General features: G+C 68.8%; 14 protein-coding genes and 1 pseudogene. 3 read left to right on the top strand and 12 right to left on the bottom strand.

The features are described from left to right. Positions 1-91: 91 nt before the first annotated feature. Genes VFL64_RS20990 through VFL64_RS21005 form a run of 4 tightly spaced genes read right to left on the bottom strand, consistent with a single transcriptional unit; the run spans position 92 to position 3,098 of the window. Complete coding sequence (locus tag VFL64_RS20990; protein WP_489542330.1) at positions 92-1,393, bottom strand: MFS transporter; 1,302 nt, start codon at positions 1,391-1,393, stop codon at positions 92-94. A 2-nt stretch (positions 1,394-1,395) separates the two neighbouring features. Then, positions 1,396-1,617 (bottom strand): hypothetical protein, encoded by a 222-nt coding sequence (locus VFL64_RS20995; RefSeq protein WP_489542331.1) that lies wholly within the window; start codon positions 1,615-1,617, stop codon positions 1,396-1,398. A gap of 55 nt (positions 1,618-1,672) precedes the next feature. Further along, entirely contained in the window at positions 1,673-2,329 is a 657-nt protein-coding gene (locus VFL64_RS21000; RefSeq protein ID WP_489542332.1) for a class I SAM-dependent methyltransferase, read from the bottom strand. A gap of 13 nt (positions 2,330-2,342) precedes the next feature. After that, positions 2,343-3,098 carry a siderophore-interacting protein gene (locus tag VFL64_RS21005; RefSeq protein ID WP_489542333.1) on the bottom strand — a complete coding sequence of 252 codons (756 nt, stop codon included), beginning with the start codon at positions 3,096-3,098 and terminating at the stop codon, positions 2,343-2,345. A 122-nt stretch (positions 3,099-3,220) separates the two neighbouring features. Between VFL64_RS21005 and VFL64_RS21010 the strand changes: the two genes are divergently transcribed. After that, a complete protein-coding gene (locus VFL64_RS21010; protein ID WP_489542334.1) occupies positions 3,221-3,613 on the top strand; it encodes a MarR family winged helix-turn-helix transcriptional regulator in 393 nt (130 codons plus the stop codon). Between the two features lie 4 nt (positions 3,614-3,617). On the opposite strand, the gene VFL64_RS21015 is transcribed toward VFL64_RS21010, so the two are convergent. The 6 genes from VFL64_RS21015 to VFL64_RS21040 all read right to left on the bottom strand — a co-directional run bounded on the left by VFL64_RS21015 (position 3,618) and on the right by VFL64_RS21040 (position 8,559). Continuing rightward, positions 3,618-3,830 (bottom strand): hypothetical protein, encoded by a 213-nt coding sequence (locus tag VFL64_RS21015; RefSeq protein ID WP_489542335.1) that lies wholly within the window; start codon positions 3,828-3,830, stop codon positions 3,618-3,620. Positions 3,831-3,919: 89 nt separating this feature from the next. Then, complete coding sequence (locus VFL64_RS21020; RefSeq protein ID WP_489542336.1) at positions 3,920-4,333, bottom strand: hypothetical protein; 414 nt, start codon at positions 4,331-4,333, stop codon at positions 3,920-3,922. A 43-nt stretch (positions 4,334-4,376) separates the two neighbouring features. Continuing rightward, a complete protein-coding gene (locus VFL64_RS21025) occupies positions 4,377-6,047 on the bottom strand; it encodes a long-chain fatty acid--CoA ligase (protein ID WP_489542337.1) in 1,671 nt (556 codons plus the stop codon). Positions 6,048-6,168: 121 nt separating this feature from the next. Beyond that, positions 6,169-6,942, bottom strand: coding sequence for an SDR family oxidoreductase (locus VFL64_RS21030; RefSeq protein ID WP_489542338.1), 774 nt, complete (start codon positions 6,940-6,942; stop codon positions 6,169-6,171). Positions 6,943-7,031: 89 nt separating this feature from the next. Beyond that, entirely contained in the window at positions 7,032-7,943 is a 912-nt protein-coding gene (locus tag VFL64_RS21035) for a flavin-nucleotide-binding protein (protein ID WP_489542339.1), read from the bottom strand. Position 7,944: 1 nt separating this feature from the next. Continuing rightward, positions 7,945-8,559: a glutathione S-transferase family protein gene (locus tag VFL64_RS21040; RefSeq protein WP_489542340.1), complete on the bottom strand. Its 615-nt coding sequence runs from the start codon at positions 8,557-8,559 to the stop codon at positions 7,945-7,947. Positions 8,560-8,664: 105 nt separating this feature from the next. On the opposite strand from VFL64_RS21040, the gene VFL64_RS21045 reads away from it, so the two are divergent. Continuing rightward, positions 8,665-9,609: a LysR family transcriptional regulator gene (locus VFL64_RS21045; RefSeq protein ID WP_489542341.1), complete on the top strand. Its 945-nt coding sequence runs from the start codon at positions 8,665-8,667 to the stop codon at positions 9,607-9,609. A gap of 73 nt (positions 9,610-9,682) precedes the next feature. Here the strand turns inward: VFL64_RS21045 and VFL64_RS21050 are convergent, their stop codons facing one another. Both VFL64_RS21050 and VFL64_RS21055 read right to left on the bottom strand, forming a co-directional pair. Then, entirely contained in the window at positions 9,683-11,353 is a 1,671-nt protein-coding gene (locus VFL64_RS21050; protein WP_489542342.1) for a GMC family oxidoreductase N-terminal domain-containing protein, read from the bottom strand. A gap of 13 nt (positions 11,354-11,366) precedes the next feature. Next, a complete protein-coding gene (locus VFL64_RS21055) occupies positions 11,367-11,885 on the bottom strand; it encodes a hypothetical protein (RefSeq protein WP_489542343.1) in 519 nt (172 codons plus the stop codon). A gap of 192 nt (positions 11,886-12,077) precedes the next feature. On the opposite strand from VFL64_RS21055, the pseudogene VFL64_RS21060 reads away from it, so the two are divergent. After that, positions 12,078-12,411 (top strand): annotated as a pseudogene (locus VFL64_RS21060) (aminopeptidase); the annotation flags it as partial.

A 12,411-nucleotide genomic window follows, 5' to 3' on the forward strand; every position in this document is an offset into this window, starting at 1 on the left:
GGCGCTCACTCTCGCGCCGGCGCCCTGGTTCGTCTCGCCGAAACCGGATTCGGCTGGCCGATTGCAGGAATCGGCCAGCGAAAGTCCTGGCTCAGGGCGCTTCGCCCGCTGCGGCGGCCCCGCGCTCCACGTTGATGGGCAGGAGCAGCAACAGCCCGCCGATGAAGAAGAGCGCCGTCGACAGGATGGCCAGGCGGTGGTTGCCGGCGGTGAGCACCGTCACGAGGCCGTAGGTCACCGGGCCGAGGATGGCGGCCAGGCGAACAGCGAAGGTCCACAGCCCGAAGAACTCGGCGCGCTGCGTCTCGGGCGCGAAGAGGCCAGCGATGGCGCGCCCGGCCGATTGGCTGGAGCCCATGCACAGGCCGGCGATCACCGCCGCCACCCAGAACAGGCCCGGGCTGGTGGCCAGCATGGCCAGCACCGTCATCAGCACCCAGCCCGCCAGCGTGACGCCCAGCGCACGCTTGTGGCCGATGCGGTCCTGCCAGTAGCCGAAGCCGAAGGCGCCGAGCGCCGCCGCGATGTTGACCAGGAAGACCAGCATCATGGTCTGCGCCTGCTTGAAGCCCAGCACCTGCTCGGCGTAGACGGCGGCCAGTGCGATCACCACCGCGATGCCGGCCTGGTAGCACACGCCGCAGGCCAGCAGCCAGGAGAAGTCGCGGAAGCTGCGCGCGCGGCGCCAGGTGTCGGCCAGCCGGTGCAGCGAGGCGGCGAACCCCGCCTCTTGCGCGGCCTGCGGCTGCGGCACGGCGCGTTCGCGCAGCAGCACGAAAGTGGCGAGCGAGGCCAGGCCGTAGATGCCGGCGGTGATGCACATCGTCACCGGCACGAAGGAGGTGGCCGGTTCGCCGCGCGCCTGCGCGGCCAGCACGTAGGCCAGGCTCAGGCCCAGCGCCAGCATGCCGCCGAAGTAGCCGAAGCTCCAGCCCCAGCCGGACACGCGGCCCATCGCGTCGCGGCGCGCCAGCTCGGGCAGGAAGGCGGCGGTCAGCGTCTCGCCGAAGGAGTAGAAGGTGTTGGAGAGGATCACCGCCGCCACCGCCCAGGCCACGTCGCCCCGTCCGGCGAAGGCCAGCATGACGGTCGAGGCCACACACAGCGCGGTGCTCACGGCCAGCAGCCGCTTCTTGTTGGCGCGCAGGTCGGCGTAGGCGCCCAGTGCGGGCATCACCCCCATCACGATCAGGCTGGAGGCGGCGAGCGAGAGCGTCCACGCGAGCGTTCCCCAGTCGGCCCCGTTGGCGACCACGCCGACGAAGTAGGCGTTGAACACCGCGGTGAGCACCACGGTGGTGTAGCCCGAGTTGGCGAAGTCGTACATCGCCCAGCCGAAGACCTCGCGCTTGCGCACGCCGTCGTTCAGGGCCTCTTGCGGGAAGAAGGCCATGCTCAGCCCTTGCGGCCACCAACGAGCAGCAGCACCGTGCCGACGACGATCGCGCCGACGCCGGCCCACACCGGCACGCTGACCGATTCCTTCTCGCGAACCGAGAACTCGACTGGGCCGAACTTGATGTCGTGCTTCTCTTTGGTGTAGCTGAAGCCGCCGTACAGCAGGCCCAGCACGCCGGCCACGATGAGGATCACGCCGACGAGCTTGGTGAGGGGCATGGCAGGGTCTCCGGTGTTGTCAATGCGCCGGAGTATGCGCGAGGCCCGCGTGGGTTCAACGCTTGCGTGCGAGCGTGAGCCCGTCGCTGAAGGGCAGCAGCGAGAGGTCGACGCGTTCGTCGCGGTGCAGCTTGTCGTTGAGCGCCTGCAGCGCGCGCGTGTCGGCGTCTTGCGAGGGGCTGGCCACCGAGCCGCCCCACAGGGTGTTGTCGATGGCGATCAGCCCGCCTGCGCGCACGAGCTGCAGGCAGCGTTCGTAGTAGGCGTCGTAGCTCGTCTTGTCGGCGTCGATGAAGGCGAAGTCGTAGTGGCCGGCCTCGCCGGCGGCCAGGCGGGCGTCCAGCGTCTTCAGCGCGGGGGCGAGCTGCAGGTCGATCTTGTGGGCGATGCCGGCCTGCTCCCAGTAGGGGTGGCCGATGCGGGTGTACTCGTCGCTGATGTCGCAGGCGAGGAGCTTGCCGTCGGGTGGCAGCGCGAGCGCCACGCTGAGCGCGCTGTAGCCGGTGAAGACGCCGACTTCGATGCTGCGGCGCGCGCCGATCAGCTTGATCAGCAGCGCCATCAGCTGCCCCTGCTCGGGGGCGATCTGCATGCCGGCGTGCGGGTGCAGGCGCGTGGTCTCGCGCAGGGCGGTTTGCGCCGGGTGCTCGCGCAGCGAGTGGTCGAGCACATAGCGGTAGAGGCTGTCGGTGAGGTTCAGGGTGCGCGGCATGGCGGTCTCTCCTTCAGCCGAGGTTCTCGTGGTGGGCGCTGGCGCCGCGCTTCCAGTAGGCGGCGGCGCGGATGGCGTGGCGGTCGTGGCCCTTCTCGTCGACCAGCACGCGGCGCAGCGTGGCCATGGTGGAGGCCTCGCCGGCGCACCAGGCGTAGCCTGCGCCCGCCGGCAACGCGAGCATGCGCACGCGTTGGACCAGCGCGGCATCCTCGGCCACCCAGTGCAATTGCACGTCGGCTGCGCTGGGCAGCGTGCGGCGGTCGGCCGGGTCGGCGACCTTCAGCACCACGATCGCCTGCGCACCGGCGGGCAGCTCTTCGAGCCGGCGCGCGATGGCGGGCAGCGCGGTCTCGTCGCCCACGAGCAGGTGCCAGTCGTGGTCGAGCGGAACGATGAAGGAGCCGCGCGGGCCGCCGACGGTGACCTGCTGGCCCGGGGTGGCTTGCGCGGCCCAGCGCGCGGCGGGGCCGGTGGCGTGCAGGTCGAACTCGATGGTCAGCTCGCGGGCTGCGTTGTCGAAGCGGCGTGGCGTGTAGTCGCGCCGTACGGGCTCGCCGCCATCGGCCGCGGGCAGCATCAGCTTCACGTGGTCGTCGAACGAGGCGCTGACGAAGTCGGCCAGGCTGTCGCCGTGGAAGGTGATGCTCAGGATGTGCGGGCTCAGCGGGGTGACACGGGCGACGGTGAGTTCGCGGCGCTTGAGTTCATGCTGGACCCGGGTGACTGCCAAAGAGCGCCGGCGGGTGGTGGTTTCGGAGGTGGTCATCGAGCTTGAATTGGTTGACAATGTCACCCATCATGGTGAAATTGAATGACAATGTCAACCAATCGGGTATGTCCCGAAAGGGTGCCCGCAGTGACGAAGTGCTCGAACTCGTTCACAGCGTCATGCATCTCTACCGCGCACGCCAGTACCAGGTGCTGCGCGACGGCCCGCACGACATCACCCACATGGAAGGCAAGGTGCTGGGCTACTTTGCCGCGCACCCCGGTGCCACGCAGAGCGACCTCGCCCAGCACAGCGGGCGCGACAAGGCGCAGCTCGCGCGCCTGATCAAGACGCTGCGCGACCAGGGCTTGCTGTCGGGCGAGGTGGGAGAGTCTGACCGGCGCAGCGTGAGCCTGTCGCTCACGGATGAAGGTCAGTCGGTGCTGCGCTCACTGCAGCAACAGGCCAAGCGCTTGCACGCGCAGGCGGTGGCGGGCTTGAGCCCGGCGGAAGAACAGCAGTTGCTCGCGCTGCTGCGGCGCGTGAAGGCGAACCTGGAGCCGGAAGCCTGAGCGGTCAGCCGATGTAGAGGTCGACCACGCCGCGCTCGTGGGCCGCACGGGGTTGGCGGCGGCGATCCACCGGCCCGAGGCTGCGCAGCAGGTCGGCGGCCACCGCTTCACCACTGTCGAACTGCACGCCACGGCGCGGCGGCACCACCGGCTGGGCCGGGGCGCTCTGGGCACGGGGTGCGAACAGTTCGCGGGGCAGGAAGAGGGCGTCGCTCATGGGGCGTCTCCGGGCAGGCTGGTGGGCACTGCTTCGGACTGTGCGCGCGGGCTGTTGCAGCGGCGTTTCGCGGGCGCTGCCGCTGTGTTTCATTGGTTGCGCTGGCGCCGCTGCTGCCCCAGGTGGCCGCCGAGCAGGGCCGCCGGCACGCTGACCAGGTAGGCGAGGGCGTCGACCCAGCCCGGCGAATCGCTCCCCAGCACCAGGCCCAGCGCGATGCCCAGCACGCCCACCGCCAGCGCGTTGAAGTACGGGTAGGCCCGCGCCAGGCGGGCGGCAACGTAGCCGCCGAAGACGGTGGTGGCGGTTCCGTAGGCCAGCGAGGCCAGCAGGAAGCTGGTGTTCTGCTGCATCGTCAGCACGGCCGCCTTCATCTGCTCGGGCGACATGCTCTCGTCCAGGCCGGCGCCGAAGACGGTGTAGAGCACCACCGCGCCCAGCACATCGAGTGCGAGCGAGAGCAGCATGGCGATGATGATCGCCTTGGGATCGAAACGCGTCATGGGCTTGCGGCACCGTGGGATCGGGCCGCCAGCATAGCCGTGCCTACTGCGCTGCCGCGCGCGCGTTTTCTTTCTCTTGCAACTCGCGCCACTGAACCTTGCCGGTGCCGGACTTGGGCAGTGCCTCGACGAACTCCACGATGCGCGGGATCTTGTAGGCCGCCATGTTGTCGTGCGACCAGTCGATGATCTGCTGTTCGCTCACCTCGGCGCCCTTCTTGCGCACCACGAAGGCCTTGACCGTCTCGCCGCGTTTCACGTCCTTGGCGGCGATGATGCAGGCCTCCTGGATCGCCGGGTGCTGGTACAGCAGCGCCTCCACCTCGGCCGGCCACACCTTGAAGCCGCTCGCGTTGATCATGCGCTTGAGGCGGTCGACGAAGAAGAAGTAGCCCTCCTCGTCGGTCTGCCCCAGGTCGCCGGTGCGCAGGAAGCGCTTGCCGTCGATCTCGACGAAGGCGGCGGCTGTGGCGTCGGGGTTCTTCCAGTAGCCGCGCATCACCTGCGGGCCGTGGATCAGGATCTCGCCGGTCTGGCCGGGCGGCAGTTCCTGCAGCGTGGTGGGGTCGACCACGCGCGCGTCGACGTCGAAGACCGGGACGCCCAGGCACTGCTTCTTGCCGCGCTCGGGCGGGTTCATGTGCGTGGCGGCATTCGTTTCCGACATGCCGTAGCCCTCGCTGTAGGTGAGGCCGAGCTTGTTCTCCAGGATGTCGGACACCGCCTTGGGCATGGCCGCACCACCGCCGCCGATGCGGCGCAGGCTGCTGAGGTCGTAGTCGTCGAGCTTGGGGTTGGAGACGAAGTCGACCACCATGGCGGTGATCAGGCTCAGGCCCGTGACGCGATAGCGCTGGATGCATTCGGCGGCGGCGTCGCGGTCCCAGCGCGGCAGCAGCACGACGGTGGAGCCGCCGAAGATGATGCCGTTCATGCTGCCTTGCATGCCCGTCACGTGGAACAGCGGCAGCACCGCCATGGCCACCGTGCCCTGGTTGCCCTGGCCCCACACGCCGCCCGAGACGGTGTTGTACATGGTGGTGCGGTGGGTGTGCATGCAGCCCTTGGGGTGGCCGGTGGTGCCCGAGGTGTAGGGCATCACGCACAGGTCGTCGGGGCCGGCGGTGAGCGGGCCGGGCTGAAGCTCGCGCGCCATGGCGTCGGACCACAGGCTCGTGCCATCGTGGGCGATGGGCGCACGCGGTGCGGCCACGAAGTCGGGCAGCTTGAGCGTGGTGGGCTGGCGCAGGTAGTCGCTGTAGGCGGCGACGACGATGTGCGCCAGGCCTTCGGGCCCGCCCAGCAGCGGCTTCATGCGCGGGTAGAGCTCCTGCGCCACCAGCGCCACCTTGGCATCGGCATCGCTCACGTAGTGCTGCAGCTCCTGCGTGAGGTTCATCGGGTTCACCGGCACCACCACCGCGTTGGCACGCAGGATGGCGTAGTAGCCGATCATGAACTGCGGGCTGTTCTGCATGTAGAGCAGCACGCGGTCGCCCTTCTGCACGCCACACTCATGCTGCAGATACCCGGCCAGCGCTTCCGTCTCCTGCTTGAACTGCGCGTAGGTGAGGGGCGTGTCGTAGAAGATCAGGAAGGGCTTGTTCGGGAAGCGCGCCGCCGAGACCTCGACGTTGAAGTACAGGTTGGTCTCGGGGACGTGCAGGTGCTTGGGGGCGTGCTCGGGCCAGAAGGCCAGGTGGCGGTCGGACATGGGTCGCGGTGTTCAGTGGATTGGGTGCATCCTAGAACATACCCACTTTTCTGCAAACTGTGGTTCTACCTATGAATTCGCCTTGAAAAGGCTCATACCGGTTCAGCGACCCAGCCCTCTCTTAGCGCCCGAGCGTGACGCCGCCGTCCACGATCAAGGTGTTGCCGACCACGTAGTCGCCCGCGCGCGAGGCGAGAAAGATCGCCGCGCCGGCCATGTCTTCGTCGGTGCCGATGCGCCCGGCCGGGATGTGCGACGACACCTCGTCGGCGTGGTCGCGTGCCGCGCGGTTCATCTCCGAGGCGAAGGCCCCGGGGGCGATGGCGCTCGTCACGATGTGGTGCTGGATGAGGTGCAGGGCCATGCGCTTGGTGAGGTGGATCAACCCGGCCTTGCTGGCGGCATAGGAGTAGGTCTCCATCGGGTTGACGCCCACGCCATCGATGGAGGCGATGTTGATCACCTTGGCCGGTTGCTGGCTGCTGCCCGCCTTGGCGAGCAGCGGCTTGAGCGCCTGCGTGAGGAAGAAGGGCGACTTGAGGTTGAGGTCGACCACCTTGTCCCAGCCGCTCTCGGGGAACTCGTCGAAGGGTGCGCCCCAGGCGGCGCCGGCGTTGTTGACGAGGATGTCGAGCTGCCCCTCGTGCTTGGCGTAGGCCGCGGCCAGCCCCTGAGCTCCGGCGACGCTCGACACGTCGGCCGGCAGCGAGACGCACGGGCCGAAGGCCGACAGCTCCTTGGCCGTCTGGTCGCAGGCCTCGGCCTTGCGCGCCGAGATGTAGACGCGCGCACCCTGGGCCAGGAAGCCCGCCGCGATCATGCGGCCGATGCCGCGCGAGCCGCCAGTGATGAGGGCGGTGCGGCCCTTGAGGGAAAAGAGTTGGCTGGTGTCCATTGCGCGTCTCCTGGAGGATTGGGTATCCCCGGGAGGCTACTGCGCGAGGCACACCCTGGCAGTCGCGTGGGCGTCAGCCCCTCAGCCCCTCAGCCCATGAGCTGGGGGGCGAACTCGGGCGCCGACCATTGCAGTGGCAGGGCCTGTGCGTGCCACCAGCCGGTGTCGACGTGGAAGCGGATCTCGCGTGCACCACCTTCCTCGCCCCACAGCAGCTCGGTGCGGCCGGTGAGCTGCAGCAGGTCGCCGCGTTCATGGTCGATGAACAGCATGCCGGCGCGCGGGTAGGCCGCCAGGTTGCCCCAGGTGTTGAAGAAGTTGTTGCCGGGGTAGTCGGGGATGTGCAGCACGCTGTGGCCTTCCGCGTCTTCGCTCAAGTGAACGAAGCCGGGCCGGCCACCGCGGTGCGACACGTCCACGCCTTCGGCATCCGCGTGGCCGCGTGCCTGGGGGGTGGAGGAAGCGATGAAGAGCGTGTCGGCGTCGGCGACCAGGCGTTGCGCGACATCGCTCAGACGGGCACCTTCGGGCGCGGCTGCAGGCGGCGTGCCGCGTTGCACCCAGCGCGGCGTACGCGCCTGGATGTAGCGTGGGCAGTTGCCGAAGCTCTGGTCCACCTGCACCGTGAAGCTGTGCGAATCGAGCGCAACCACCGTGCCGTTCATGCGGTTGCGCCGCCGCGTGTGGGGCTCGATGCCGAGCAGGCCCAGTGGCATGCCGAGCTGCAGCGCGAGCGGGTCGCCCGCATGCGGCAGGGCCTCGATGTGCAGGTGGCGGTCGTCCGGGGCGTGCATGAAACCGGGCCAGCCCGCGAGCACCGAGGCCCACGGCCGACGCTCGGCGTCCAGGCTGCCCAGCAGCACCGTGGGCAGCTTCTCGAAGAGCTCGATGTGCTGCGCCGGCATGGCCGGCCGCACCACCTGCTGCATGACGGCGGCCGAGCGCTCGTGCACGCCCATTCGCAGCTGCACCTCGCGTTCCCCCGCGTGAACGGTGCCCATGTCAGGCGAGCGCCGGCTGGCGCACCATGCCGACGAAGCGCGGCCATGCCTCGATGCGCTCCAGCCAGTCGCGCAGATGCGCATACGGCTGCAGCGAGACACCGCCTTCGGGCGCGTGCGCGGTGTAGGTGTAGAGCGCGATGTCGGCGATGGTCGGCTGTGCACCGGCCAGCCAGGCTTGCGTGGCGAGGTGATCGTCCATGCGCTGGAACAGCAGGGTGGCGATCTCGCCGCAGCGCGGGTCGTGCGGCCGGCCGAAGAGCACGTTCACGCGCGCATTGCCCGGCCCGTTGACCAGCGTGCCCGCAGCCACCGAGAGCCAGCGCTGCACCTGCGCCGCGCCCACCGGGTCGCGCGGCAGCCATTGGCCGCTCGTGTCGTAGCGCAGCGCCAGGTAGGTGAGGATGGCGTTGCTGTCGGGCAGCGTGATGTCGCCGTCTTGCAGCACCGGCACCTGCGCGAAGCGGTTGAGCGCAACGAACTCCGGCTGGCGCTGCTCGCCCTTCGTGATGTCGACCTCGATGGTCTCGAAGGGCAGGCCCAGCAGCGACAGGAAGAGCCGCACGCGGTGCGCATGGCCGGAGAGGGGATGGTGGTAGACGCGCAGTGTGTTCATGGTGGGCGGCAGGTGGTTGCGATGCAGCTGAACCTTAGCCACCGTGCCCGCAAAACAGAATGCCCGCGGCACGCACTTGATAATTCCGCGGCTTGAAAGGAATGCATGGACAAGCTCGAAGGCATGCGCATCTTCGTGGTGGTGGCCGATGCACGCGGCTTTGCAGCGGCCGCGCGGCAGCTGGGCATGTCGCCACCGGCCGTCACGCGCGCCATCGCCGCGCTGGAGGCGCGCGTGGGCACCCAGCTCCTGCGCCGCAGCACGCGCCAGGTGGTGCTCACCGAGGCGGGGGCGCGCTTCCATGCCGATTGCAAGCGCATCCTGGCCGAGGTGGACGCAGCCGAGGCCTCGGCCAGCGGCGCGCATGACGTGCCGCAGGGGCAGCTGGCCATCACCGCGCCGGTGATCTTCGGCCGGCTGCACGTGGCGCCGGTGCTGCAAACCTTCCTCGACCTGCACCCGCGCGTGACGGCGCGCAGCCTCTACACCGACCAGGTCGTGCACCTGCTCGACGAGGGCCTGGACGTGGCGGTGCGCATCGCCCACCTGCCCGATTCGGGCCTCGTCGCCGTGCGCGCCGGCCAGGTGCGGCGGGTGGTGGTGGCTTCACCCGAGTACCTGGCCGAGCATGGCGTTCCGCGCGTGCCGGCCGACCTGGCGCAGCACCTGGGCGTGGGCTTCTCGCAGCATGGTTCGGTGAGCGCACCCTGGGTCTTCCACCCACCCGGGCGCAAGGGCCGCAGCGAAGGCGAGACAGCGCACCCGCAGATCCGCCAGCTGACGAATGCGGGCGATGCGTCCATCGGCGCGGCCTTGGCGGGGCAGGGCCTGGTGCGTGCGCTGTCGTACCAGGTGGCCGAGCACGTGCTCGCCGGGCGGCTGCACATCGTGATGGCCGATCACGAGCCGCCGCCCATCCCCGTGCAACTGGTCTATGCCGATGGCCGGCGTGCCGCCGCCAAGGTGCGTGCCTTCGTCGAGCATGCGGTCGAGCGACTGCGCGCCGAGCCGGTGCTCAATGGCCGCCTGCGCTGGCCCGACCCTCCGTGAATCGATCGCCCTGAAATGAAAAAGCCCGGGACGGCAGACCCCGGGCTCGAAGAAAGACCAGCAGAACCGAGGTTTACTCGGCCGGCGTGGTCAGTGCACAGTTCTTGACGCCGTAGATGTCCAGGGCCAGCTTGGCGGTATTGCGGGCCGTCATGCCCCAGATGGTCTCCTGCGGGTTGAGGCCCAGGCTGGTCGGGAACACCGACGAGTCGTGCACCGACAGGTTGGTGATCTGGTGGTGGCGCCCGTTCGGGTTGACCACGCCCTTGGTCGGGTCGGCCGACATGCCGCAGCCGCCCATCTGGTGCGCCGAGTTCAGGCGAACGCGACCGCTCACCATGGTGAGCGCATCCGCCGCGGCCTGGAACGAGGCGTTGTCGGTGTAGCCCTGCGTGGCGGCGTCGACGTGGCCGATGAAGACGCGCTGCGCGCCGGCCGCGAAGTGCACGGCACCCTGTGACTTGATCGACTGGCGGATCGACTCCAGCACCGTGGCGCTGAGCGGGTAGTCCAGGCCCGGCGAGCCGTCAGCACGCAACACCACGGTACCGCCCACGCTGTCTGCCATGAAGCCGTCGCGCACGAAGGAGATCGTGACGCCGTACTTGTTGAAGTTCTTCATGAGCGAGGCGTGCTGCTCGCCGAAGTAGGTCGGGCCACCGGCCACCAGCACCGGGTGCAGCGGAGCGACTTCCAACTTGTAGCCCGGCGTGCCGGTGAGTGGCACGTTGTCGAGGTAGTGGTCGGAGTAGATCGACTGCGGCAGGCCCGAGTGGGCGGCGATGTCGTTGGCGTAGAAGCCACCGACCGAGGCGCTGGGGTGCAGGAAGGTGCGCTTGCCCAGCGTGCCGTGCGGATCGGGCGCGCCCGAACGCATCAGCAGCGCGGGGCCGTTGATGGCGCTGGTGGCCTGCACGTAGTGCTTCGCCTTGATCGTCACCTTGCGGCCGCTGGGCTTGAGGCCCGACGGGTCCAGCGCGTCGCAGACGATGCCGGTGATGGCCGTCTTGGCGGTGTTGAAGGTGTAGTTCTGCGCGCGCAGGCGGGTGTAGAGGGTGGCTCCCAGCGTCAGCGCGACCGGCAAGGTGGTCACCAGCATCGATTGCTTGGCGTTGATCGGGCAACCCAGGCCGCAGTAGCCGAGTGCCGCGCAGCCCTTGACGTTGGGCGAAATGATGCCCCACGACAGGCCCAGCCGCGACAAGCCGGTCGACAGGATGCTGTTGTTGGCGTTGATCGCGCCCGTCCAGGGCTTGATGCCCAGGCGCTTTTCAACGGCAGCGAACCACGGGTCCATCTTGGCCTTGGTGTAGTCGGTCAGGCCATAGACGCGTTGCCAGTGCTCGAGCACCTGCGGCGCCGTGCGGAAGCTGGTCGCCCAGTTCACGGTGGTGCCGCCGCCGACGGTGCGGCCTTGCAGGATGCCGACGCCGCCGTCGATCGTGCGGCGTGCCAGGTTCTCCTGGTACATCGCGGGGTAGGCCTCGGACTCCTTCATGTTGAAGTCGCTCGACGACTTGAGCGGGCCTTCTTCGAGCAGCACGACCTTGAGGCCGCTCGCCGCCAGCATCTCGGCGGTGAGGCCGCCGCCCGCGCCGGTGCCGATGATGGCCACGTCGAAGGTCACGGACTGGTCGGCCGTCAGGGTGGAGGCGTCGATGACCTTCCAGCCGGCGCGCTTGCCGACCACCCAGGGATCAATGGGCTTCTTGGTGGGGATTGGAATGACTTGAGGAATGGGCATGTTGGCGTGCCTCTCAGTTGAACTTGGGCGGGCCGGCGTAGCCGATGGCTGGCCAGTTGGAGGGGTTCGAATAGAACGCGTTGGGGATCAGGCCCATGAGCGCGCTGAAGATCGAACGCTGGCTGGCGACCTGGCTCACGCGCAGGCCGTCCAGCAAGGCGCTCAGGTAGGCGGCTGGCATGGCTTCCCAGGTGGCGGGGAAGTTGGGGTTGAAGATCTGCGGGCCGTTCTTGAGCGTGTTGAACAGGCCCACGATGCCGGCCTGGTTGAGCGGCGGGTAGTTGCTGACGACCTCGCCAGCGCGCTGGGCGCACAGCGCGATGGCCGCAGTGCGGGCGGTCGGGTCGGTCGGCAGGGCGCTGTTGCCCAGCACGATCGGCACCCACACGCGGACGATGGCCAATGAGGCTGCGTCCAGGGCGGAAACCGGCGGAACCACCTGCGCCAGGGCGGGCGCAGTGGCCAAGCTCCCTCCCAGCGCGAGCGCGGTGCTGCTGGCCACACCTGTGGCCAGCACATCTCTTCGTTTCATCAACATAGGTTTTTCTCCGTTGTGGCACACACGAACAGCCGTCATACGGCACGGCCGTGCAAATATGGGCCATTCAAGTGACAAATCGGCGAGGGAAAACGCCAGTTTTGGGTTCGATTGAGTAAAAAATAAGACACATGTGCGAAAGTGTGTGCTGACACTATGCTTGGGCCCCCGCTTCTGGAGGCGCCCATGCCCCTTGCATTCCCTTCTCGCTTGCTGCTCGCCGTGCTGTGTGGGGTCACTGTCCTTGCCACTGCCGCGCGCGCCCAACCTGCATCACCTCTGGCCGAGGTTGCGAACGCGGTCAGCGCCGAGCAGTTGCAGTCCACCATCACCCGGCTGGTGGGCTTCGGCACCCGGCACACCTTGTCGGACACGAAGTCCGACACGCGCGGCATCGGCGCGGCGCGGCGCTGGGTGCAATCGCGCTTTGCGGCGATGGCCAAGGAGTGCGGCGGCTGCCTGCAGGTGGTGACGCCCTCGCAGACGGTCACCGGCGCCCGCGTGCCGCAGCCCACCGAGG

The sequence above is a fragment of the Rhizobacter sp. genome (assembly GCF_035702065.1).
GTDB lineage: Bacteria > Pseudomonadota > Gammaproteobacteria > Burkholderiales > Burkholderiaceae_C > Rhizobacter.